Here is a 26,127-nt window from a genome sequence, read left to right as displayed (position 1 = left end):
AAATCAGAACATCTCTTATTAAATCTTAATGGCTTTACTAATGTATTTTCTGTGTAACGTAAAAAACAATTCAAATAATTTGCTTTATTAAATAACGATTTACCTGGTTAGTCTACTAGAAAATCGAATCTTATCAGCTCTAGATACAGATTTAAAGTATTCTACTGGAAATCCCTGATCATCTGTTACCACTCCTGTAAGAAAATATAAAGGTTCCCCTTCTTTTATTTGAAGCAGCTCCGCCTCATCTTCCGTTGCATAAGTGATCCCGATTTTTTCATTGCCTTTTTCAATCTTTATATCATAATTTTTTTCTATTACTTTATATAATGATTCCTTACTAAAATCATGTTCATCAAGCCTTTGAAATTTCTCATAATCTAAATAAGAAATTTCAATCATAATGGGTTCATCGTCTACAATCCTCACACGAATTAACTCTAAAACTTTATGTCCAAGCAAAATTTTTAATTTTTGAGATATCTGTTTCGTACTTTCTAATATCCTTTTAGAAACTACTTTTGTTTCTAAGTTTTTCTCAGCTTCCGAAACTGTTGCAGAAAATGGCTTTAAATCCTGAAGATCTCGTTCAAGTTTATTAGGTGCAACATAGGTTCCTGATCCTTTTTTATTATATAGTTTACCTAATATTATTAAATTCTGAATAGCACCTCTTAAAGTGGTACGATTAAATCCCCACATAGTACACATATCCCTTTCACTGGGTAATTTATCATGGGGTTTTAATTGATTTTGTATAATATAAAATTCAATTTTTTCACTAGCCTCTTCTCGTGGCCTATTACGGAATTCATCTATCATTTAAATCACCTATCTTATTTGGTATAGTTTTATCACCTACTAGTATACCACATTTCATGTCCCATGCTAATTATAAACCCTGGTGTTACAACCATAGCATTAATATTATTAGATAAAATAAAAACCAAACTTAACACCATTGCACTCCACATATCATTAGCAGCATTTTATCTACAATGTTAAAAAAGTCCCAAGAGGAAAGGTTTCCTCCTTGGGACTTTACTTAACTTTTTTCAGCTAGTTATGCACTAACATTTTTAGAAGCATTATTCTTCTTTTCCCAGTAATAATAGACTGGAAGGCCTGTTACCACGGCTAAGACAGCAGCAATAATTCCTGGAATAGGCGCCCATAAGAATGTAGATACAATTAAAGTACCTGTCATAAACATTGCAATACCTGCCATTAAATATCCATATGGCATTTTCCATAATGGATTATAACCCTGTTTTTTACGTAAAACAAATATTGTACCAAAAGTCATGAAGTTCTTAATTAATGCTACAAGGGTAAAGTACCCAAGCAGATCTGAAAGTGAGGATGCAAAAATTAATATAATAGCTACTGCACATTGAACTATGATAGAAACATAAGGTGTCTCCCATTTAGGATGAACCTTTCCAAAAGATTTGAAAAATAAGCCATCTTTTGCCATAGCATACTCAATACGTGGTTGGAACATAATACAGCTGGATAAAGATCCAATGATTACTATAATTGCCATAATAGCAGTTAAAGTACCCGCCTTATCTCCTATTATAGGAATCATGGAAGCAGCCTCTGCTATAGGAGCACTTGATTCTGTTAGCCTGTCCATTGGTAGAAGACCAGTTATTACAAAACTAAGGGCTACATATAATATAGAAACCACTAAAACTGTGATAATCAATGCTTTAGGCATTGTTTTTTTAGGTTCTTTTATTTCGCCACACATGTAGCAGACAGCTCCCATACCATCAAAAGACCAGGTAGTAGCAGAAATACCTGCTAATAAAGCAGCTATTCCCATTGGAGCGCCAACAACTGCAGGAGTAGTTACCATATCCATTTTAATATAAAAAGCTCCCACTCCTATTAATAGAGCAAATGGAATAATCTTAAATATTGTAATGAAAGTCTGAAACTTTCCACCGCCTTCTACACTTCTTAAGTGTATTACCATAAATATAAGTACCAATGCTACTGCAACTAACTTCACTGTCAAAGTAGCAAAACCTGTAAAGAAGGCTAAATAATTAGCGATGGCAAGAGCCATAATAGAGATAGATGGTGGATCTGTTGCCCAAAAGCTAATCCAACCACAAAGAAATGCTAGAGGACGTGACCCTGCTTCCCTAAAATAAACATATTGTCCTCCATCTTCTGGATAAGCCGTAGCTAATTCTGCATAGCAAAGGTTAGCCGGTAAATTAATTAAACCGCCAATTAAAAATGATAGGACTACAAATATAGCTGAGCCTGCAGCACCTGCAACCTCACCCATTGAGGAGAAAATTCCTGAACCCACTGTGGTACCTACACTAATGGCAATAGCGGCTCCTAAGCCTAGTTTACGTTTAAGCTCTGTGTTTGACGAATTTGACATATAAAATCCCCCTTACATAATAAAACAGTTTAGTTATGTGCTCATCTATATATTCATTCCTCTAACTATTAGTTAACAGTATTTAATATCTTCCTCACATTAGAGCAATAAAATTATATACAGCATTGGTAAACGTTGTCACAATTAATAAAAATCACTTTAATTATAAAAAACTCATAAAATACTTTTAACACAAATTATTTCATTAAATTGCGTATATTATTTATTGCGCGCCTTGCATAAAAACGAGGTTCATTAATATATGCGGTTACAAGTTCTAAAGTGGCAGTTCCTTCATAACCTATTTCTTTTAGCTCTTGAAGCATTTCTTGTAATGGCAGCACTCCTTCTCCAGGAAGTACATGAGTGTCACTGTTGCCATCGCTATCAATAATATGCATGTGATACATCTTTTCTCCCAGCTTATCAAAATATGCCATTATGCTTTCATGCTGTAAAAACGGAGGCACCACATCGCACATTCCTAGAAGCCACGGAGAATTAACCTCCTTAAATATATCTGCTAAATCATTAGCACTCTTGCAGACATTGCTTTCAAAAGGAGTTAGTGCTTCCAAAACAATCTTATGTTGAATTTTTTCTGCATACTCTGTTAATTCCCTCATGGTTTTAATAAGCCTTTTCCAAATCTCCTCTGATGTGGCTAAATACCCTGCGTTAGCAGGAGACATCAGAGTAAAATCTGCTCCCATCTCTTTTCCCATATCCATGGATAACTTCAGATAATTTACTGCATCCTGACGTTGCAATTCGCTTCCTATCATAAAATTATATGGATAAGCATTGTGTTCTGGTGTGTAACCTATAACAGGAATCTGATACTTATCAACCATCCTTTTAATCTCATTAATTTCTCCCGCTTTTAAATCTGGGGCAAAGGCATGAGGCCTCCCTCCCCAAAGTTCAATATAATCATAGCCAAATCTTTTTGCATCTTTAAATATATCTTCCAGAGGATTTCTCTGATACCCAGAAGTAAACATACCTATTTTCATAAGGTTTAACCCTCCAATATAAAACTTTCTTTTTAATAGTGGTATTAAAGTTTGTTCATGTTGTATAGATATAAGTATTATGAATCAGCCTATGGCTGTGCCATGGAAAATTAATATTTTAAGCGGCGATAATAACGACGTATCTCCATAGGATGATGATTAATAGCTTCTAAATGAGCATCTATCCTCTGTGTAACAGCGTGCATCACAAGATGAGATATGTTTCCTCTAAATTCTGGTCTTATTCCTTTTAATTCATAATCCTTTGTATCAATAATGGTATAGTTTCCACAAATCCTTGGCAGAAATTTTGCAACCCTTTCGCTTAATGAACGCTGTAAATCTTCTCCCACAAATACTGTAACAGCAGTATCCCTATCTACTATCTCCAGCATACCGTGGAAAAATTCTGCTGAATGAATAGACTTTGTACGAATCCAATGCTGCTCCTCCCAATAACACATAGCATAGGAATAAGTGGCGCCCCACTGATTACCAGCACCTACAAAATAATGAATAGCATCATCCTTATGCTTTTCAGCAAATTCTCTTCCAAAGTCGTCAGCTGCTTTTTCTACCTCAACTAATGCCTCGGCAAGGTATTTGTCCATCTCCTTATAAAAATCATCATATTCTGGAAATTCGCCTTTATTGTACATGAAGCGATCCGCTACCATGAAAAACTTTAGCTGTTCATTTAAAGGATAGGAAATGTTATAATCCACTGACTTTGCAAGAGTTGATGATTCTAAATCTACGAAGCCAATTACTTGTGCACCAGCCTGTTTTACTTTCTTTACGCCTTCTACCATTTCTTCAGTACTTCCTGTAACGGAAGATATAACTACTACAGTACCTTCTCCAACCCTCCTATTACCAGTGGTTAGATATTCTGATGCATTTTCTACAAAAATATCTATTTCTGTTTTTTCATTCATGTGAACAACAGCCTGCATACAGGAGGCATAAGTACCACCTATTCCAAGCCAGCAAATATTTTTATAGCCTTTTTTACAAATTTCATCTACTACTTCATTAATCTCTCCTCTAAGCTTTAACGCTCCATTAACGCTGTCTAATTGTTTTTGTTCATCAAATTTAAGCATTTATTGTCTTCCTTTCTTTGCAAGTATTTTTATATAAAGGTCCTTATATTTTCTTTATGCGTGCAAATTAACTTTCCTATATCATTTAAGGCAGTACCATCCAAATCCAGAGCCAACAACTTTTTCATTTTAATAAGTAATTCCTCTCTAGGGAGTAGAGTATGGCAATTTCCTAATAAATAGGGCTTTTTTTCACATCCAACCCGCAAAAGTACTGAAATACCCTTTGAATAGCAACATCCCAAAAAGGCCATGCATGTTCACCCTTCCACTCCATATAAGTGTGTCCATACCCTGAACTATAGGCAGCTTCACGGAACTTTAAATTATCTTCATATAAAAAATCTTCTGTTCCGCAAATTTGTATTAATCTTGGCCTGTCTTCCAGCTTAACAGTCTTTCGTACAAGCTCTATGGTATCCTCGCTTTCCGGTAATAATCCATTAGGACCTAGTAAAGCTTCCACTTCAAAAGGGAAAAGCCCCTGAATATTTCCTTTTAGAGAGTCCTCTATAAATCTTTTAAAATCCAATACCCCAGACAAAGTACCAACACCGGCAAACTTTTCTGGACGTTTTAAACCTATTTTAACCGCTCCATATCCCCCCATAGACTCACCAGCAATGAAAGTTTTTTCCCTTAAAGTGGTGATATTAAACCACCTTTTACAAATTTCAGGCAATTCATCTGCAACAAAGGTAAAATATTTAGCTCCATAATAACCATCCATATAAAAACTTCTTTGAACTTCCGGCATAATGATTATAAAGTTATACTTTTTAGCGTAGTATTCAATTTTAGAAAATCTAGCCCATTCTAAAGAATTTCCGCTCAGTCCATGGAGTAAATAAAGCACCTTAGGCTCACCAAAAAACTCTGGGGTAACATCTTCAGAAGCCTCTGGCAATATTACTGTAAGCTGAGTTGTCATTCTAAGAGCAGCGGAATAAATATTACCTATAAACCTAGCCATTATCCTTTTTCTCCTTATAATTTGTGCATAATGTCTTTAGTCGCTACATAAAGCTCATCAAAGATTTTAATATATTTCTCATAAGCTTTATGGTTTTCTATATTAGGGGTATAGGTTTCTCCTGCTTTAACGATCTTGCTTAGCTCAGAAAAATCATCAAAATATTTTATTCCCATAGCTGCCATCATTGCATCACCAAAGCATGCACCTAAAGTAACTTTCGCCGTACAGATAGTTTTATTAGTTATATCTGCTATCATCTGCATCCATGCTGGGTTTTTAGTTCCCCCTCCCACGGCCATAATCTTATTAATTTTCACTTCATGTTCATGAAAAATATTAAAATGCTGAGCTATAGAATATCCCACTGATTCTAAAGCAGAGCGATACATATGCTGCTTGGTATGGGAAAGAGTTAGACCAAAAAGCATCCCTTTTGCCAAAGGATCATTGATAGGGGTTCTCTCTCCTGCAAAGTATGGTAAGGTAATTAGCCCCATAGATCCCACAGGTATATCCTCTATCCCCTCCATCATTAATTCATAAGCGTTCTTTCCTGTATTCTTTTCCTCTTCTAAGCAATAAGTAAATATATTATCCCTATACCAGCGGGTCAAAGTACCTGCAGCATTAGTACCTGCGGAGATATCAAAGGTATTAGGAATAATAAATTCCTCTCTCCAGATTCTATTGTCATCTACTAATTTATTTGTGCAAAGGATCATATACAATGAAGAACCAAATTGTATCATCATATCCCCAGGCTGTAGAACCCCTGTACTAATAGCTTCAGCCCCTGAATCATCTGTACCTACAATAACAGGCGTACCTTCTTTTAACCCTGTTTCCTTGGAAGCCTTTGATGTTACGTAACCTGCAATATCTATGGTATTCATCACCTTTGCCAGCTGATCTGGGCGGCAGATAACCTTACAAGTTTCCTCATTCACAGTTCCATCGCTGTGATAAAGGGGATTAAAAGAGGCAAGCCCTAAGAATCTATCTACGGTATAGTTACCTGTAAGTTTTGCAGTAATAAAGGAAGAACCAGTTAAAAATTTATAAGTCTTAGCATAAACTTCAGGCTCATTATTTTTAATCCATAATATCTTTGGCATAACATCTGAGGAACACAATGGACGACCATACCATTTCTTAATCTGTTCTTCTCCATAATACTCAGTTAACCACTCCATTTCAGAGGTTGCACGAGCATCGATGCCATATAAAATAGCTTTTCTTAAAGGATTGCAATTTTCATCTACTGGTACGCAATCCGCTCCTAAAGCACTGGACCCCACTGCCATAATCTCCTGAGCTTCTAATCCAGATTCCTTTAATAAGGCTTTAGAAATTTCACAAAAATCATGCCACCAAACCTTTTCTGCATCGTGTTCAAAATAATTAGGTTTTGGATTTTCCATACCATGAGAAGCAGCATGGGTAGCAATGATGTTGCATTCATTATCAATAATGGCGCCCTTACTTTCAAAAGTACCAATGTCAATTCCCATAAAATATTTCTTTTCCATAGTAATCATAAGTCCTTTCCTTACTTTATATTGTGGTGCGATATTCTCTTACCTTTTCCATAAAGGCTTTTACTCTTTGAACATCCACTCCCTGATAGAAATCTCCATTAAACTTGAAAGTAGTTCCTACACAGGCAGCATCAGCACTGGAAAGTTTTTCTTCTACATTTTCTAGCCTACAGCCAGTATTACAAAAAACCGCTACTTTATCAGATACTCTTTTTACACTAAGCATCAGCTCACTTTTAACTTCACTTCCTGCAGCGTTAGCTGATACGCAAAAGCCATCTGGCTTAGCCTTAAAGATAATAGATTTTGCAATGTCTGGAAGAGGTCTAGTATCAAGATTTATATCTGATTCTGGATTAAGGAAATAAAGCATCTTAAGCTTGTCCAAACCCAATGCAGCTTTTCTGCGAAGTATCTTTGAAAAATCATTATTATAAAAGCCCCCATCCCCAACATAAACTCCACAAAAGGTACCACGGACAAAATCTGCATCCACCGCTGCTGCCAGCTCAATAGTAGCCAATCCATCGGAAATACAATCTACTCCAAAAGGAACCTTTATTTCACTCATTAACTCTCCAATAACACGAGCCATAGCCGCTGGAGTAACAAAATCCATCTTACGCTGATAAGGTAAGCTATACTCATTTGAGATTAATATCCCATCCACTCCCCCATCCTGAAGGGCTTCTAAATCCTTTCTAGCCTGCTCTACTACAGCCTTCATGCTACTATCTCTAGTGTAATCAGGATCTCCAGGTAATGCTTGAATATGAAGCATACCTATGATTGGTTTTTTTGTCTTAAACATCTCTTCTGTCCACAGCATATGTCCAACCTCCTATAATATTTTCTATATAATGATTATTACTCTTATGTAATTTGCAAAGTTTTCCTTTAATATTTTCTACACAAAAGGGATTACCATGCCCCTTCATACCCTAAGGTAATGGCTGAGTTTGCTGCTCCCCTGTGCATACATTCTTCTATAGGGCAACCTTCAAGTATTCCTCTTAAAAAACCTGCTATATAGGAATCACCAGCTCCCATAGTATCCTTAACATCACATTTTACAATGCCATAAGTGGTGAATTCTTTACCATCGTAGCAAAGGCTTCCTTTTTCACCTAAAGTTACAATAATAAGTTTTGGACCCTTTTCTTTCATGGTTTTCATGTACTGTCTAATAACTTCAGTGTCACCTTCATCATAGGCAAAGAAGGCATAATCCACATGAGGAATGGCTTTTTCAACAATAAGATCTTCTAACTTAGTAGCAAAATCAAAAGCTATAGGGGTTTCTTTTGCTTTTATTTTATATAGATCATTTTCAATCTTTCCCCAAATACCAGTAACCACTAAGTCTTGAGAGCATAAAAACTCAATATCCTCATCAGTAAGCTTAAAGTCAGCTAAAACTCCTTCATCATAATCTCCAAAAACTCTCTCCCCATCTACTAACTCCACTTGAGTAAGGGCGGTATTACCATGCATTACTCTTATATGTGAGGTGTCTACTCCCTTTGCTTTTAAAGCTTCTATCATAATCTGCCCGTATTTATCATCGCCTACTACACCAGTATAAGAAGCTTCTCCACCTAATCTTACAGAGTACACAGCAACGTTTACAGGGTTTCCACCAGGGAAACTCTTATTTAAGTTATTGTATACATCCATACAATTGTCTCCCACAGCTGCAATTTTCATATAAAAACTTCCTTCCTTAAAATTTAATACACTTTCAACTCTTTACATCGCAATATTCAAACTATATGTGTTCGCATGTTTTTGTAACCACTTTCTATGTTTTTAATATAGCACTCCTTAAAGCACCCGTCAATAAGCCAAAAATACATAATTTTTATTTATATTCTCCATTATTCTTATTAAACATAGACAAAATCTCCTTTTTTCTATATAAATTAAATATGTTATAATATTTTTTATACCAATGTTGACTTATAAGGTTTTAAAATTATATACTTAACATAGAAAACTTAATCTTTATCAGCCACTTTCTATTTATAAAAATAAACTATAGATTAATATAGTGAAAATACAATAGTTTTATTCACATATCATCTAGATAATGTTTATATATTTTATAACCACTTTATATATTTAAACTATACATCAAAAATTGATAATTATATTCAACTCTTTATCATCGCCAAGTTTACCTAAGGAGGATTTTATTATGAGCAATGATAAAGCTGAGCTTTTACTTAAAAGCAATAACATTTTTACTGCAACCACCTCATTACCTATGAAGGGTTTTGTAGCTATCAAAAAGGACAAAATTATTGCTGTAGATACAGAAAATAATATTAGTGATTATATCGACGTCAACACCAAAATTCTAGAATTAGGGGATAAAGTTGTATGTCCAGGCTTTGTGGATGTACATTGTTTTTTCACAGGTTATGTTCTAAATTTTGTAGGTATGGACTTATCTAACGCAAAAGCTGCTGATGATATTATCAAATTAACCAAGGATTATGCTAAAACTTTAAAAACTGATGATACTCTTTTAGCCCATGGCTTGGATAACAAAATTATAAAGTCATTAACCAAGGAGATGCTAGATGAAGCTTTTCCTCAGCGTCCAGTAGTTTTATTTGCAAAAGGCAATGAAACCTGTGCTATGAATTCAGCTGCTATAAAAAAATATAATTTCACCCCTGATACTTGCTATCCTGAAGCCTATTGGAGGCTGCTTCCTGAAATTTTAAGCAATAAAGATTTTATTTCCCAGGAATTTAAGAAATATATGTCCATGCTGAATAAAAGAGGGATAACTGCTGTTAAAGAAATGGGCTTTGATGATTTCTATGGTTTTACAGATGTGCTTGAAGAGTTAGAAAAGAATAAAGAACTTACTTTGCGTGTGTCCTTTATGTCACAGCCTGTAGCAGCAAATATGAATTTAGACTTTGGGGAAAAGATGCGTCAGCGCTTTAAGGGTAAATTCCTTGAATTTTCCGGCTACAACCGCATGACCGATGGCTCCATTTCTGAGCTTTGCGGTCACTTAAAAGAGCCTTACAGCTGTGACAAAAATCTATACTGTGCTCAGGATATAGACTATGAAATGATTGAAGAAGAAACCCTTGCTGCTGATGCTAAGGGATTCCGTTTCTCTTTACATGCTCAAGGTGATGCTGCTATTAGTAAGGTACTGGATATATATGAGAAGTGCCAGCATAAGGACGGAAAATTAGTAAATAGACATTCTATTACTGACATAGAATTTTCTGATCCTGCAGACTTGGAGCGCATGGGCAGAATGGGCGTTATTGCAGAAATCTACCCACAAATCATGTCCATTGCTAATAGAAATAGCAAGCTATCTATGATTGAAGAAAAAATAGGTATGGAACGAGGCAGATACTACTGGAATCGTCGTAAAATGGCTGACAGCGGTGTACTTATTTCCTGTGGTACAGACCTTCCCTTAACCATTCCCAACATCCCAGAATCAATATACCACGCCTGTGGCGCCTTATTCCCAGAAGGGGGACAACCCTTTAATAAGGAAAACACCTTAACCATTTCTGAGTTATTAACAGCATGGACTAAAGGCGGCCAATATAACCTTTATCATGAGGATATGCTAGGCACCTTAGAACCAGGAAAACTAGCAGATATAGCGGTTCTTGATGGAGATGTATTTAATACTCCTATAGAAAAAATAAGAGATATTAAGGTTTGCCTTACTTTGGTGGGAGGTAAAATAGTATATAGGTAAGATGTAAAAGGTAAGAAGTAAGAGTGAAGGATAAAGCTCTTACTTCTTACCTTATTTTAAATAAGTTATAACTCATATGTCTACCATTTAAGGATTTTCCCCTTTAACACTCTTACTATTACCTCTACATCCTTAACTTTCATAAGATAAACTAATATAAAATAAACCGATGCTCCTGTAATAGTAGCAAATATTAAGGAAAGATTAGCGCTTATATGATTAAGTAACAAGCTATATGTAAACCTAGCTATAACCGCCATAATCAATGAAGAAATCAGCATTTTACCAGAGGATATAATTAGTCCCATCATGCCAAAGGCACCTATCTTTTTTCTAAGGCTAATAAATACCAAACCTGTGCATATTATAGAAGATATGCTGGTGGCTAAAGCAAGACCACCTATGCCTAATACTTTGGATAACAATATATTTAAAGCTACGTTAATTACCATAGCTATAGTTCCATTTATCATAGGTGTCTTTGTATCTTGTAGTGCATAAAAGGTACGGGAAACAACCTCTCTCATTCCATAGGCCACCATGCCTATAGAATAAAAGAATAAGCCTTGTGAGGTCATAGCTATAGCATTAACATTAAAGGCACCTCTTCCAAATAATAATCTTACTATAGGTTCTGCAAATATCATAGCTCCTACAGTGGCCGGAATAACCAAGAGGTTTATGGCCCCCATTGAATCCAAGATAGCTTTCTTAAGCCCTATGATATTATTTTCAGAAGCCATTTTAGAGATCATGGGGTACATAACTGTAGAAATGGATACTACAAAAATTCCATAAACAAAGCCATTTATCATGGTTGCGTAATTTAAAGCGGATATGCCGCCTTCAGCTAGCCTAGAACCCATGGTTCTATCCACTAAAGTATTTATTTGATTCACTGAAACTCCTATTATTACTGGAGATGCAATATATACCATGGTCTTTATATGTTTGTCTTTTATGTCTAATAAGAATTTATACTTATATCCTTCTTTCCTAACAGAAGGTATAATAAGCAACAATTGAATAGCAGAAGCTATTAAAGTACCAATAACCAATATTGTAATGTTCGCACTTTTGCTAAGAAATATTGAAATAATAATAATTAAATTCGCTGGAAATGCAATTAACGCTGGAATATAATAATTGTTTTTTATTTGCAGGAAGGCTGTAAATATTAAAATAATAGTAGTGAAGTATATGCCTACGAAGCTTATCCTAGTAAAATTTACTGCTAAGGTTAGGGTTTCTCCTGTAAATCCTGAAGCGAAAAGCTTAACTAAAGGTTTAGTGAAAATAAGCCCCAAAATTATGAGAATAGTACATAAGATAAGTAAAGTATTAATTAAATTATTGGTAAATCTATAGGCTTCTTCCTCACCAAAATCTTTAGTTATATTGCTGTACATTGGAATATAGCCGGTGGATATACCAGCACCAATAAATCCGAATATCACCACAGGCACCGTTAAAGCTATAAGATAAGCATCAAAATAAAAGCCGTTTTTTTCATTAAACTTCCCTCTATTTTAAAATCTAAATTTAGAACTCTATATTATGTATAGTCTTTATAGTAACATATTTTTCAATTAAGTCCTAACTTTAAAATAGCATAGCTACTTAACATCCATTGGAATCTAGTATTACAATAATGTCATCTTGAGCATTTCTAAGAATAATGAATATGCTTAATATTTACTAATATGATTTAAAATTAATCTAAATATTATCCTATGAAAAATGGAGTAGGATAGAAATTTAAATGTAAATTTCTCCTATTCCATTTACTTAAATTAGATTAAATTAGATTAAATTAGATTAAATTAGACATCACATTAAAATGTCAATAACAAATTTTTAAGTTACTTCTAGTTCTCATTTCTCTTAATCTTACTATAAACATCATTAGCCATATTCCTCATCTGTTCTTTATCCACATAAACCTTTTTAATTGCCCAATCCTCTTCATAAGGGGAATATCTTGCAGTAAGTTCACAAAGTTCTGAAAACAGAGAGTTTTCTATAGTGCTTATATAATTTAGCTTATTTATTTTATTTAGCTATATTTCTTTTTTTGAAGATAACAGAACCAATAGCCATACTCATAATACCAATAACTACATATATTACTGGTGAATTCCCTCCAGTCTTTGGCAGGTTAGGATCTTCCTTACCAGTTACAGAATCATTATTTGTATTGTTGTTATTGCTGTTATTATTATTTGTAGTTGAATCCTCTTGATCCTTTTTATTATCCTCTTGGTTAACTGAGCCATTTCCAGCATTTCCATTGGATGTACCTTTTAACTGAAGGCCTTCCATAGCAACTCTTAAGTTCTTATAAGCTGTTTTTACAAGTTCTTGTTCATCGGTTGAAATATTCTTATTTGCCATAATATTTTTAGCTTCCTTTAGAGCCTTGCTAAATGCTTCTACGGTTTCAACCTTATATTTATTTGTATCCACGGCATCTGCTTTCTTTATTATCTCTTCAAGATCACTCTTGTCAGCTGCTTTTACTAAAGCTTTTACTGCATTATTTAGATTTTCTAAAGCATTATCTACCTCTACTTGTGCAGCTTCTGAATTTTCTTTTACTACCTTAGCTGCTTCCATTGCTGTTAATAGCTTTGCTTTACTATTTTCAGTATATAGGCTTAAGTTAACTTTTTCAGCATCAGTAATGGCCTTACATAATTCAACCTTATCTGCTTTTAACTTTAAATTCATCATTGAGTTATATAGCGCTTCATAAGCCTTATAAACATCTATTTCTGAGGTATCTTCTACTGCTAATATGTCTTTAGCTGCTTTCAAAGCATTCTTGAACTCATCTTGACCCTTGTTTAAGAATCTATCTAAGTTAATATCTTCAGCCATATTTACTAAGTCAGATAAATTATTCTTATCTCCTACTGGAATACCTAATTCCTTGTATTGTATTAAAATATTGTTATATGCTTTCGTTATATCTTGAACACTTGCATCCTTATTGTCATAAACAGCCTTTGCAGCTTCTAAAGCATTGTTAAAGGAACTCTTAATTTTTTCATCTAAGCCTTCTAATATTCCTTCTTCAACCTTAACATTAGCAGCTTCAATGGCTTTATTTAAATTAGTTTTATCTAATTTCACTAAGTCTTTCTTTGCTACTATTAGCTCTTCAGCTGTTGTAGTTAACTCTTTGCTATTAGCTGTATTTCCTTTTTCCAATATAGCGGCTGCATTTTTATAGGCTTTAACAAACTTATCCCAAGTACTTGTTTGATAATGAACGTGTTTTTCTAGATCTTGTCCCTTTTCAAATATATCTTTAGAATTATTAATAGTATCATTTAAAGCTTTAATTTCAGCACTATAATCTGGTAGTTTAACAGGTGTTCCTCCAATATTTTTAATTCTCTCATTGAATTTAACTATTTGCTCACGATGATTTTCAACGTTTAACCTAGCTAAAGCTTTTTCTGCATAAGCTATATTATCAGTAGTCTTTCTTTCTTCTGCTCTTGTAATAAGAGTATCTATCTTAGAATAAACAGATTTTAATACAGCATTTCCTACATAGCTATTAGAATCATATAACTTAAAGTTTTCAGCTACCATTTGAGCCATATTGGCATCTATGGCATCATCATTGTTATGAATTATTGATTCATAAACAAGGGTTGGTATTGTACCAAGGGTTGCTGTAGTAAATTTATTTCCTAAGAACATATTTGCATTTATAGTATTATCGATAAGCGGAGAGTTAATTTTATTTGTTAATAGTACAATTACTAAGTTACTTTCTGGATCTATAACTGTTAATGTGCCTGTCCATCCTTGATGACCAAAGGTGTTACTGGAAGATTGTGTTCCAAAATACCATACTCTGCCGTTATCTCCCTCTCTCCACCAGCCTAATCCCCATGTTGGGCTAGAAGATTTTCTCTTTGTAAATTCTTCTATAGTATTCTTAGAGAAGAATTTATTATTGCCATACCCACCGTCATTTAGCATAACTTGAGCTAATTTGGCTAGGTCAGAAGCATTTGCAAATAACCCTGCATGTCCTGAAACTCCATTCATTGAGTAGTAAGCTTTTTCGTCATGTACCTCACCTTGCAGTGTATACTTACGAATATTTTCAAAACTTATAGCTCCATCTCTTGTGTTTCCGTTAAGTTCAGTGGCTGCTATATTATCTTTGCTAAATCCTTTTTGTAACGGATTGTATACTATATTGTTTAATCCCAATGGCTTATAGAAGGTATTTTCTACATAAGCATCTAAATTCATCCCTGTTACCTTTTCAACAATAAGTCCTAAAAGCATATAATCTACATCTGAGTAAACTGTCTTTGTTCCAGGTGCATATTGTAAGGGCGTTTTTAAAATCATCTCTATTGTAGCGGCCTTATCTTGTGAATATAATGGATTGTTCACATTTGGATCTGGTTTTTGAGTTTGTTGATTAAATTTATTGTTATGATATTGTGGATCAGCTGGGAAGCCTCCTTGGTGCTCTAATAAATGCTGTATTGTTAAACCAGTCTTACCCTTTATTGGATCATTTTCTCCATCAGCAAATTGAGGGAAGAATTTAGTTATCTTATCTGATATATTAATTTTTCCATCGCTAACTAGCTTTTGAATAGCATAGTTTGTTGCATACATCTTTGTATTTGAAGCTATATCATAAAGTGTTTCAGTGGTAACCTTTGGTGAGTCTATTTTTGGAGTCCCATCTTGGTTATAAGAATTTACATTACCATATGCGCTATTCTTAACCATAACACCATCTTTGATAACTGCTAATTGGGCACTGGTGAATCCATATTTAACATCATTATTGATCAGTGTATCAATTAAATCTAAGGTTTTCTCATTCATTCCTAAGGATTCAGCACTGCCTGACATAACTTGTGGATATGGAATCTTTACAGATATACCAGCTTTCATAGCAGTATTTTTAGGTTCTATATTTGTAACTTGTATAGTATTTCTTCCGTTCTTAGCTACTTTAGAGTAATCAACTACAAAATTAGTTCCTGGATTTTTACAAATTTCAGTTGTGTCCATCTCAAATCCATTTATAAATATTCTTGCAGATGTTACACCAGGTTTAGCATTAATATATAGTTTTCCTTGGTTTTGATAGCTAGTAAATGTATACATGTTATTTACTATTAATGTATCATCTACATAATTTAAATAGTCTGGGAAAGCTATATCTGCTTGCCAATCTGCATTTGGAACTTCAGATAGTTTTGATGAAGAAATCTTAGACAAATCCCTTTTGGCTTCCTCACCAACTGCTATATTAGATACTCTAGCTTTTAATTCATTAATAACAGTTTTATCTGCATCAACTTTGTTTATTTCTTCTATAGCTGTATTAGCATAATCAACAGTAGATTTAACCTTACGTTCTTCTGCTCTTGTAACCATTGTATCAGCTACAGAATATGCAGCCTTTAAAACCGCTTCTCCTTGATAGTTTGAAGGATTATAAAGCTTTAATTTTTCAGTTACCATAGTTGCAAGGTTAGCATCTATCGCTTCTTTATTACCATGCTCCATAGATTCATATATAAGTGTTGATATTGTACCAAGAGTTGCTGTAGTGAATTTATTTCCTAAGAACATATTTGAATTTATAGTATTATCAATAACCGGTGAGTTAATTTTATTTGTTAATAAAACAACTACTAAGTCACTTTCAGGATCTATGACTGTTAAGGTGCCTGTCCACCCTTGATGGCCATAAGTGTTACTTGAAGATTGTGTTCCAAAGTACCATACTCTCCCGTTATGTCCTTCTCTCCACCAGCCTAATCCCCAAGTTGGACTAGAAGATTTTCTCTTTGTAAATTCTTCTATAGTATTCTTAGAAAAGAATTTATTGTTACCATATCCACCGTCATTTAACATAACTTGAGCTAGTTTAGCTAGGTCAGAAGCATTTGCAAACAATCCTGCATGTCCTGCAACTCCATTCATTGAGTAAAAAGCTTTTTCGTCATGTACTTCACCTTGAAGTGTATAATCGCGAATATTTTCAAAACTTACAGCTCCATCTCTTGTGTTTCCGTTTAATTCGGTTGCTGCTATATTATCTTTGTTAAATCCTTTTTGTAATGGATTAAAAACTATATTGTTTAATCCTAATGGCTTATAGAAGGTATTTTCTACATAAGTATCTAAAGGCATCCCGGTTACCTTTTCAACAATGAATCCTAAGAGCATGTAATCTACATCTGAGTAAACTGTCTTTGTTCCAGGTTCATATTGTAAAGGTGTTTTTAAAACCATTTCTAATGTTGTTGCTTTATCTTGTGAGTATAATGGGTTGTCCACATTTGGATCTGGCTTTTGAGTCTCTTGATTAAATTTTTTGTTATAATATTGTGGACCAGCTGGAAAGCCTCCTTGATGCTCTAACAAATGTTGTATCGTTAAAGTAGACTTACCCTTTATACGATCATTTTCTCCATCAGCAAATTGGGGGAAGAATTTAGTTATCTTATCAGATATATTAATTTTCCCATCGCTAACTAGCTTTTGAATAGCGTAGTTTGTTGAATACATCTTTGTATTTGAAGCAAGATCATAAAGTGTTTCGGTGGTAACCTTTGCTGAGTCTGTTTTTGGAGTTCCATCTTGGTTATAAGAGTTTACATTACCGTAAGCACTGTTTTTAACCATAACACCATCTTTGATAACTGCTAATTGAGCACTTGTGAATCCATACTTAACATCATTATTAATTAAAGTATCAATGAAATCTAAAGTATTTTTATCCATTCCTACAGATTCAGCACTACCTTTTACTACTTCTGGGTATGGTATTTTTATATTAACTTTACCTGTTTCAGGAGCAAAGTTTGTTACTTGAATAGTATTTCTATCATTTGCTGAAACATCTGAAAAATCTATTTCATAAGTCTTTCCATTGTTTTTACACGCTTCCGTAACATCTATTTCCTTACCATTAATTAAAACTCTCACACTTTGTAAGCCATCACTACATGTTACATATAATTTTCCTTGTCCCTTATATCCTTTAAACGTATACATATTGTTTACTATCAATGTATCGTCTACATAATTTAAGTAGTCTGGAAATGTTATATTAGCTTGTAATCCTGAAACGTTAATATTACCACTGGCTTCTCTCACTACTCCATACCTAGTTTCAGCTGCACTTGTTTTTATTGCAGGTGAAACTACAATGGACGATACTAATGTTATCGCCATTGCAATACTACACAACTTTTTCTTAATTCTCAAATTTATCACCCTACCTTTTATTTTTAATCTATTTATGCATTTAATTTTTTAACCTATGACAAGATATAATAGTTATGATTGCTTCTGATCTTTAGTTAACGTTTACTTTGTGCTTAAATTAGGCTTTTGTATGTGAGTTCTATTAAATTGTTTAATATTTGAATCGTAATGCCTGTTCACAAAAGCAGTATATAATATATCTATTATATTTAACTGAGCTATTCTAGAAGATATTGCACCTTCCCTAAATAAAAGCTCTGTTGCAGCTACTAACAGCTTATAATTTGCCATTTTAGCAATAGGTGATTCTTCCGATCTTGTGATGGCTATAATAGGAGCACCTATTGCTTTTACTATTTTGGTACATTTAATCATTTCTTCTGTAAACCCTGAGTAGCTAATAATAATAGCCACATCATTAATGCTCATGTTTTTAGCTTGTATCAATTGTCCATGAAAATCATCAATAATAGAGCAGCTCTTGTTTATTCTTAAGAATTTTAAATGAGCATCTTTTGCTACTAATAAAGAAGCTCCTACACCAAATAGGCAGATATTTTTAGACTTATCTAGAAGACCTACACACTCTTCCAACACTTTAATATCAATTAACTTTTTGGTTTTCTCTAAGGATGAAATACTTTTTAGTGTTACTTTTTCTATAATACTTTCTAAGCTATCTTCCTTATTAATATTTTTCACTCTTTCCTCATCAGTTGATCTTCTAATAGCTAATTCATATACTAAGGAATGAATTAAATGTTTATAACCGTCAAAGCCGATCTTTTTACAAAGACGAACAATAGTAGATGGAGAAGAAAAGGTTTTCTCTGATAATTGCTGTATACTGCATTTTTCTGTAGACTCCGGATTCTTCAGTATGTATTCTATTATTCCTTTTTCAGTTTCACTGGCTTTAGGGCTATAATCTTGTAATTTGGTAATTACGCTTATCATTAGATACCCTCCATCTTTAAATTTATTCTATACCCAACAACTTCCACCTTCAATATCATACCATAGGTTTGAAATTTTGTTTCATATTTTGGTAAATTTTATTAGATCATTTCAATCAATTTCTCCTAAGGAGGTTTTTTGTATTTAATAGGGGAGGTGAAAGTATAACTAACTATTCAGCTATTAAAATCATTAAAAATTACTGCTATTATCAATTTAAATAAACATAATGCTTACCTTTAAATAAATCAAGATTGTTAAGCAAAAAATTTTAGGAACCTTTAGGAGTTCTAGAGGAACTTCTTAATAAATGGGCAGAACAAGAGGCTAGAAAGAGAGAAAAGTAAAGGATTATTGATGGATCTAACCTAATTTACTTATTTAACAAGTATGGATACACTGTTAAGATTGAAACAAAAAATAGTACATAATTAAAGCCATCTAAACTACATATATTAGCGTTCAGATGGCTTTCCATTAAGCCTCATGGATCTTCTCATTTATACATTAATTACTGTGGATACCTGATATGAATTCCTCTACAATAATAAATGCATCAGCCAGCATCAGCACAGATAGTGGATAATAAATCAGTGGCTTATCATATATAGGAAGAATCTGTTTTGATACCACATGTGTCATTGAATAGAGTCTTATCCCTAAAAATGTAAGTACCCCTGGGGTGATTCCAATAAAAGGAATGGCCCCAGGGGCACTGACATCTTTCTACCATTTTCCAAAGAACACTATTATACCAAGAATTATAATTATATTTCCTATAATCTTTTTCTTAGTGATTTTCTCCTTTAATACCAATGCAGAAAATATTAACACATAAATATATCCACTGGCTTCTATAATAGGGAGGTTTTTAAGTTCCATACCTCTTAAGGCTAATATAGTCAGGATAGTAGAGGCAAATAAGAGCACATAACCAAGGATAACATGAGGATTTAAATATTCATTTATTATATTTTTATGTTCTTTATTGGCGCTTATTTTAAGGAGTATTTGAGATATAGCTGCCACTAACACAGATATCATCATTATTAATATATGTTTATTAATCATCACTGTTCACCACTGCTATTCCTATTATTATAATTGCTGCACCTAATATATTGTTAAGGGTTATTGCTTCCTTAAAAAATATCACGGACCAAAGTAAGGACCACAATAATGCTACCGCTCTATTTACATAGGCTACACTTAATTGAAACTTTTTAATTATTTGCTGCCAAAGAATAGCATAAATTCCTAAGATAAATATTTCTAATCCGTAGTATAGTATAAACTCTTTGGAAAGCACATCATAGGAAGAAGCTTTTTTTGCAAATATACCTGTGGTGGTATATATAACTATAATGGCTTGAAGCATCGCTATATCCATTATGGTATTTAGTCTTTTCTTTTTTACAATATTATCTTTAAACATTTATTAAAACCCTCACTTACATGGTTTCTCGGTAGTATTTATTAACATTGGTAATTAATATAATGGTTCACTATAAGTCCTTCAACTTTAATATATCATACCCTTCTTTTACGCTGTCACAGGCTAATATTATATAACCATATCTGGTGGAGCTGTCCACTACTTCCCTGCTGCCCACCTTATCAATTTCACTGATTCTGTATATTTTATCAGGGTAATTTTTCTTTATATTTTCTACAAGTTTTAAATCTTCTTCATTAAATATGAATTTTATAAAGGCTGCTTTAGGGTCCCTTACTTTAATAAAGCTTGGAGCTTTTCCGCAGGCTACATCAATTACCATATCTACAAAATCATAGCCTGTAGATATTTTTACTAAGTCTGAACCTATACAGTCTCCCCCCATCCTAGCACCAATTTCTATGATCTTGATGTTACCATGGTTATCAATTTTAAACTCACTATGTGATGCTCCATTTTTAACCTGAAGGGAATCTAGTGCATCTTTTATTATATTAATTAAGTTTTCCTTTTCACTTTTCTCAAGCTGTACAGGCTCCATATGGGCTGTCTCAATAAAATGTGGAGCACCTGTGGTAAATTTCTTTGTTACAGCGAGAAAATAATGTTCTCCATCATAGGAAATAAATTCTGCGCTGTACTCATTACCTTCTACAAATTCTTCAATTATAGCCTTTTTCTCAAAGGAAACCTCTATGGATTTAAATACAGCTTCTTTTAGTTCTTCATTGTTAAATACTTTGTTTATGCCTCTGCTTCCAGACCTGTCCGTAGGTTTTATTATTACTGGAAAGCTTAAAGGTAAAACATTCACATTAGGATTCTTATGTAACTTGTCCATCTCTAAATTATAGTTAATATTTAGTAGAGTATCTATATCAAAACCTTTATTTATCACATAAAACTTAGGACTTGGTATATGATTTTTTAAAAAAGCTTTTCTCATTTCATATTTATTTGTGGATACAAGGGTGCTGACATTGCTATTACCTACTAAGTTTAACTCATTAGCCACATAGTTTACTGTAACGGTAGCTAAATCTGAGGCTATGGAAACAATGCCTTTAGGGTTTATTTCCCTTACCTTTTCTAAGATCTCTTCCTTTTCAATTATGCTTATAGGATAAAAAAAGTCTGCGGTTTTTTCTCCAATGGATCCATCTTTCCAGGCAAATACATGGGTTTCATAACCTTTTTCTTTAGCCTTTACTATAAGTTGATTTTGAAAGTCATTGGCACCAATAACAACTAATCTATTCTTCATCTTATCACCTAGTTCCTTGTTATATAAAACTCCTTTATCTTAGACACTACATAATCCACTTCTTCACTCTTAAGTCCATAATACATAGGAAGTCTAAGCAGTCTGTCACTTTCTGCAGTGGTATGCACATCTTTTCCATTAAATACCCCCACCTTTTTCCCATAAGGTGAGTTATGCAGTGGAATGTAATGAAATACTGACTGAATACCATTATCTTTAAGAAATTCTATAAGTCTTGTCCTCTCAGTTAAATCCTTTACTTTTATATAAAACATATGTGCATTTTGCTTGCAATGTTCTGGTATTACAGGTAAATCTATTATTTTGTCATTTTTAAGAGAGGCGAAACCTTCATAATATCTATTCCATACCCCTAACCTATAATCATTTATTTCATCAGCAATCTCTAATTGAGCCCACAAATATGCAGCGTTCATTTCGCTGGGAAGGTAAGAGGAACCTAAATCTACCCAAGTATATTTATCTACCTGTCCTCTGAAGAACTTGCTTCTGTCTGTGCCTTTTTCTCTTATTATTTCAGCTCTTTCTATAAACTGAGGTTTGTTTACTAATATAGCTCCCCCTTCACCCATGGTGTAATTTTTTGTCTCATGAAAGCTATAACAGCCAAAATCGCCTATGGTACCTAGAGCTTTACCTTTATATTGTGACATAACCCCTTGAGCTGCATCTTCAATAACAAATATATTATGCTTTTTTGCTATTTCCATAATCTTATCCATTTCACAGCCTATTCCTGCATAATGTACAGGAACTATTGCTTTAGTTTTTTCTGTTATGGCTGCTTCAATTAAGTTTTCATCTATATTCATAGTGTCTGGTCTTATGTCTACAAACACTATTTTTGCCCCTCTAACCACAAAGGCATCCGCAGTGGATACAAAGGTAAAAGAAGGCATAATAACCTCATCCCCTTCTTTAATATTAGCTAATATAGCTGCCATTTCTAAAGCATGAGTACAAGAAGTGGTAAGCATAGCCTTAGGAGTCTCAAACCTATCCTCCATCCAATTATTACATCTTTTTGTAAATATGCCGTCTCCACAGATTTTCTTATGCTCTATGGCTTCCTTAATATAATTAAATTCTTTGCCAGTAAATACTGGAAGGTTAAATGATATCATTTGTAAAACATCCTTCTTTATTCCAAGATTTTTAAAGATTCTTTTATAAATAAAAATAAAATAACAACAAAAAGTCCAGCAATTATTAAAAATGCAGTTTTACTTACAGGCAGTTGAGAAACCATATAATTTAATAGCTCCACTTTAGTTTTAGCGTAGTATGTATTTAAAGAAATATCCTTTTCTTGAGGGATACCATCTTTCTTTAAAAGTCCTTCTTTATATTCATTACGGCCATTAGTGTAAAGCTGCACCTGGTGACTTTTTGAGGTGCTGACTTTACTTATACGAAGAACAAACTCCTTATTATTAGAATTTTCTATTGCCGGAAAATCTATCTTTAAAAGCGGCCTAGGATTAGCCGTTGCCATGTGAATATCCTTATCTACGTAGCCCTTGCCTTCACTATCTAATAACTTAACATTAATTATGGTTTTATTTCCCTTTAAAAGAGGCTGCACATATAGGGCCAAAGAGCTTAATTTGTCATCTACAGCCTTAAAGCTCTGTTCTATAGATGTTACCTCTATTACACTTTCCTTGTGTCCGCTTTCACTGCTTATAGTAGTATGCTTTTTTTCACCAGGCATGGTTTTCCATATTGCCATAGGTAGCCCTAAGGCTATTAAAAATGCAATTACATAGGGTAATACTTTTTTTATTTTCAACATGTCATCACCTTAACCAAAATAATACATAAACATTAAAATTTTAAATAAACAATAAAAGTTCGCTGATATGAATATAAACGTTAATGCCTTATAAGCATAGTCTCTATATCTTTCAGCCATAACCTCATAAAGGCCTTTAAACAATAGCAGTACTATAGGTACTAAAGCCGGGAACATATACCTGCCTTGTGGCTGATAATCACTATACACTGAATAATAAATATGCAGCAGGGTAGAAATAATAATGGAAAAAATCAATGTAAAATATATTTTATTATCTTTTATTCCCTTTAACACTCCATTTTTCACATTCTTTATAATTAGCCCTATAACTCCTGCTAAACCTGCTATATTTAAAATAAGTATAAATACATAATAACTAGATTTTATATGTATGGTCATATAGTCAAAGACCGCCCAAAAGCTCTTAAATGTAGTTTTTATCCAAGAAGTATGGAAAAATAAATGCCAAACCCCTAGATTTCTTCTTGCTAAGGTTGATCTTAATGAAGGTTTAAACCTATCCCAAGCTAAAGTCTCTGAAAGTTCACTCATATACCTTAGCCCTAAAAAGTCTCCGTTATAATGCACTGCATTTCTTATAAAAAACCATGCACTAACTAAAAACATCACAAATATACACAGGAAAAGCTTGTACAAAAACATCTTAGATAACTTGTCTTTATAGGATATTAAAACTATTAACAAAGTAGCAAGGATTATAGTATATCCATTTAAATAAGATAAAAGCATTACCCCTGAGGTTATACCTGTTAAAACTACCGTTTTATAATCCCAATTATTTTCAACTCCTTTGAACCAAAGATAGATCATTATGGAGGTTAAAAATATAGTAAAGGAATCCTGGTTGGTATAGCTGTTTATAAATGCAAATTGAGGTATTGTAGCTAGAATACAAGGCACATAGTATTTCAAATTTGATTCTTTAAATAGTTTTTTACATATAAAGAAAGTAAAAAATACCGTACCTGTACCTGATATTACAGAAAGCAGCCTGGAGCTTAAGTACAAAGGAATATTTAAGCCAATAGCTTTAAGCGCTATGCTCATTAGTGCTGAAATTATATACGGAAAGTATGGGGTAGTGGCATAGGTTATGCCATAGGGTCCATATTCCAGCCTCTTATCTCCAGCTAAAGGCAGACTTCTATATTTAAATATAAATCTTACTACATCAAATCTTTGATATTCATCTGGAGCCCTATTATAAGGGATTATTATGGCCCAAAGCAGATATAATAAAAAAGAAAATAAAACTAGAAGCAAAATATATCTCTTTTCTTTAGCAGTAAGTGTTTTAAACAAAGTTTCACATCCTATACATAAAAATTATATAATTTAAATAATGTTATTCATTATCATCTTTATTACATATAGCTTCTTTAACTATATATTGAGGCGTGTTATTTATAGACAAGAAAGTTCTTCCCATATATTCTCCCAGTAAACCTACAGATATTAGCTGTATGCCTGAAAAAAATATTACGCACACCATAAGGGATGTCCACCCCATTTTAACGTGGTTAGTAAATTTTTGTATTATAAAAACTATAATAGAAATAAACCCAATAAAAGACATAATAAATCCTGAAAAAGTAGCTACTCTTAAAGGTAATACCGAGAAGCTAGTAAAGCCATTCATCCAAAGTTTTATAAGCTTTATAAAATTGTAATTAGATTTGCCCACCTTTCTCTCAAGATGAGTTACTTCTACAGAGGATAAATTTGTAGTGACTCTTAGTATTAGCCCATCTATGTAGCAATATGGTCCTTTATACTTAATAATCTCATCCACTACATATTTTCTAATTATTCTAAAGCTAGTAAAATATATATCTTCAGGCTTTTTTATCATCAGCTTAGCCATTATGTCATTTATTTTACTACCTAAATTCCTTGCGTAACTATGCTTTTTGCTAGGATACTTTGCATATACCACATCATAGCCTTCTTCAATTTTATGTACCAATTTAAATATTTCTTCTGGAGGATTCTGTAAATCATCATCCATAGTGATTATATATTCTCCCTTAGCGTAATTAAAACCAGCTATAATGGCGTTATGTTGTCCAAAATTTCTTGATAGATTTAAGAAAACCACATGAGGGTTTTGTTTTACTAATTCTTTGCAAACTTCTATGGTGTTATCTTTACTATTATCATTAATGATAATAATCTCATAACTTTCTTTTATAAATACCTCTGACAATTTATGTGTCAAATTACCAATGGTGTGTTCACTGTTATAAGCTGGTATTACAATAGAATACTTAACCTTCAAACTGCCATCCCCTTACTTTATTAGTCAAAATTCTTAAGTAAAATTCTAAATCTTGAATTACACTTTATTATATCATTATTTGTGAATTTTTTAATTAGTGTTTTAACATTTTCTTCACAATTTATTAATTTTTTGTCTAGTTAATGTAAATTATATTTATAATTTATTAGCAGTTGTAGATTGTCAAGCAAAATTGACCCCCTTTTACACTGAAATTTGACCCCCCTCACAGTTAAATTATAATTAAGCTAAGGCCATCATTTTTTATA

The 26,127-nt window shown here is 33.1% G+C and carries 18 protein-coding genes and 2 pseudogenes; 1 reads left to right on the top strand and 19 read right to left on the bottom strand.

Annotated elements, in window-relative coordinates; translation table 11 throughout:
- Positions 1-99: 99 nt before the first annotated feature.
- The 8 genes from BUA82_RS07585 to frlD all read right to left on the bottom strand — a co-directional run bounded on the left by BUA82_RS07585 (position 100) and on the right by frlD (position 8,750).
- Positions 100-822 (bottom strand): GntR family transcriptional regulator, encoded by a 723-nt coding sequence (locus tag BUA82_RS07585; protein ID WP_073006282.1) that lies wholly within the window; start codon positions 820-822, stop codon positions 100-102.
- A 241-nt stretch (positions 823-1,063) separates the two neighbouring features.
- Positions 1,064-2,407, bottom strand: coding sequence for an amino acid permease (locus tag BUA82_RS07580; protein ID WP_073006280.1), 1,344 nt, complete (start codon positions 2,405-2,407; stop codon positions 1,064-1,066).
- Positions 2,408-2,604: 197 nt separating this feature from the next.
- A complete protein-coding gene (gene frlC, locus BUA82_RS07575; protein ID WP_073006278.1) occupies positions 2,605-3,423 on the bottom strand; it encodes a fructoselysine 3-epimerase in 819 nt (272 codons plus the stop codon).
- 110 nt (positions 3,424-3,533) lie between these two features.
- On the bottom strand, positions 3,534-4,529 hold the full coding sequence (locus BUA82_RS07570) for an SIS domain-containing protein (protein ID WP_073006276.1): 996 nt from the start codon (positions 4,527-4,529) through the stop codon (positions 3,534-3,536).
- Between the two features lie 172 nt (positions 4,530-4,701).
- Positions 4,702-5,502, bottom strand: a complete 801-nt coding sequence (locus BUA82_RS07565; protein ID WP_073006274.1) for an alpha/beta hydrolase — start codon at positions 5,500-5,502, stop codon at positions 4,702-4,704.
- A gap of 14 nt (positions 5,503-5,516) precedes the next feature.
- Positions 5,517-7,043: an FGGY-family carbohydrate kinase gene (locus BUA82_RS07560; protein WP_242948942.1), complete on the bottom strand. Its 1,527-nt coding sequence runs from the start codon at positions 7,041-7,043 to the stop codon at positions 5,517-5,519.
- A gap of 16 nt (positions 7,044-7,059) precedes the next feature.
- Complete coding sequence (locus BUA82_RS07555; protein WP_073006272.1) at positions 7,060-7,872, bottom strand: BtpA family protein; 813 nt, start codon at positions 7,870-7,872, stop codon at positions 7,060-7,062.
- Between the two features lie 92 nt (positions 7,873-7,964).
- Positions 7,965-8,750, bottom strand: a complete 786-nt coding sequence (gene frlD, locus BUA82_RS07550) for a fructoselysine 6-kinase (RefSeq protein ID WP_073006270.1) — start codon at positions 8,748-8,750, stop codon at positions 7,965-7,967.
- Between the two features lie 490 nt (positions 8,751-9,240).
- Here frlD and BUA82_RS07545 point away from each other — a divergent pair, with 490 nt between their 5' ends.
- Positions 9,241-10,791 carry an amidohydrolase gene (locus tag BUA82_RS07545; RefSeq protein ID WP_073006268.1) on the top strand — a complete coding sequence of 517 codons (1,551 nt, stop codon included), beginning with the start codon at positions 9,241-9,243 and terminating at the stop codon, positions 10,789-10,791.
- An 80-nt stretch (positions 10,792-10,871) separates the two neighbouring features.
- On the opposite strand, the pseudogene murJ reads toward BUA82_RS07545, so the two are convergent.
- From murJ to BUA82_RS07495, 11 genes and pseudogenes are all read right to left on the bottom strand, one after another.
- Positions 10,872-12,281, bottom strand: a pseudogene (murJ, locus tag BUA82_RS07540) (murein biosynthesis integral membrane protein MurJ); the annotation flags it as partial.
- A 562-nt stretch (positions 12,282-12,843) separates the two neighbouring features.
- Complete coding sequence (pbp4b, locus tag BUA82_RS07535; RefSeq protein ID WP_073006264.1) at positions 12,844-18,063, bottom strand: penicillin binding protein PBP4B; 5,220 nt, start codon at positions 18,061-18,063, stop codon at positions 12,844-12,846.
- 102 nt (positions 18,064-18,165) lie between these two features.
- The gene (locus tag BUA82_RS07530; RefSeq protein WP_073006262.1) at positions 18,166-19,020 is read right to left on the bottom strand and encodes a MurR/RpiR family transcriptional regulator; all 855 of its coding nucleotides are present in this window, start codon (positions 19,018-19,020) and stop codon (positions 18,166-18,168) included.
- Positions 19,021-19,578: 558 nt separating this feature from the next.
- A pseudogene (locus BUA82_RS20440) lies at positions 19,579-19,707 on the bottom strand (sugar phosphate nucleotidyltransferase); the annotation flags it as partial.
- Between the two features lie 39 nt (positions 19,708-19,746).
- Positions 19,747-20,091, bottom strand: coding sequence for an EamA family transporter (locus BUA82_RS07525; protein ID WP_073006260.1), 345 nt, complete (start codon positions 20,089-20,091; stop codon positions 19,747-19,749).
- A complete protein-coding gene (locus BUA82_RS07520) occupies positions 20,084-20,455 on the bottom strand; it encodes an EamA family transporter (protein WP_073006258.1) in 372 nt (123 codons plus the stop codon). The genes BUA82_RS07525 and BUA82_RS07520 overlap by 8 nt, the downstream gene beginning before the upstream one ends.
- A 70-nt stretch (positions 20,456-20,525) precedes the next feature.
- Positions 20,526-21,740 (bottom strand): ATP-grasp domain-containing protein, encoded by a 1,215-nt coding sequence (locus BUA82_RS07515; RefSeq protein WP_073006256.1) that lies wholly within the window; start codon positions 21,738-21,740, stop codon positions 20,526-20,528.
- Between the two features lie 8 nt (positions 21,741-21,748).
- Positions 21,749-22,885 carry a dTDP-4-amino-4,6-dideoxygalactose transaminase gene (gene rffA / locus BUA82_RS07510; RefSeq protein WP_073006254.1) on the bottom strand — a complete coding sequence of 379 codons (1,137 nt, stop codon included), beginning with the start codon at positions 22,883-22,885 and terminating at the stop codon, positions 21,749-21,751.
- Positions 22,886-22,902: 17 nt separating this feature from the next.
- Entirely contained in the window at positions 22,903-23,553 is a 651-nt protein-coding gene (locus tag BUA82_RS07505) for a hypothetical protein (RefSeq protein ID WP_073006252.1), read from the bottom strand.
- A gap of 12 nt (positions 23,554-23,565) precedes the next feature.
- Positions 23,566-24,882 carry an ArnT family glycosyltransferase gene (locus tag BUA82_RS07500; protein WP_073006250.1) on the bottom strand — a complete coding sequence of 439 codons (1,317 nt, stop codon included), beginning with the start codon at positions 24,880-24,882 and terminating at the stop codon, positions 23,566-23,568.
- Positions 24,883-24,925: 43 nt separating this feature from the next.
- Complete coding sequence (locus tag BUA82_RS07495; protein ID WP_073006248.1) at positions 24,926-25,858, bottom strand: glycosyltransferase family 2 protein; 933 nt, start codon at positions 25,856-25,858, stop codon at positions 24,926-24,928.
- Positions 25,859-26,127: the final 269 nt, after the last annotated feature.

Origin of the sequence: Clostridium amylolyticum (assembly GCF_900142075.1) — a bacterium.
Taxonomy (GTDB): Bacteria; Bacillota; Clostridia; order Clostridiales; family Clostridiaceae; genus Clostridium_AA; species Clostridium_AA amylolyticum.
This window is presented reverse-complemented; position numbering and strand designations above follow the sequence as displayed.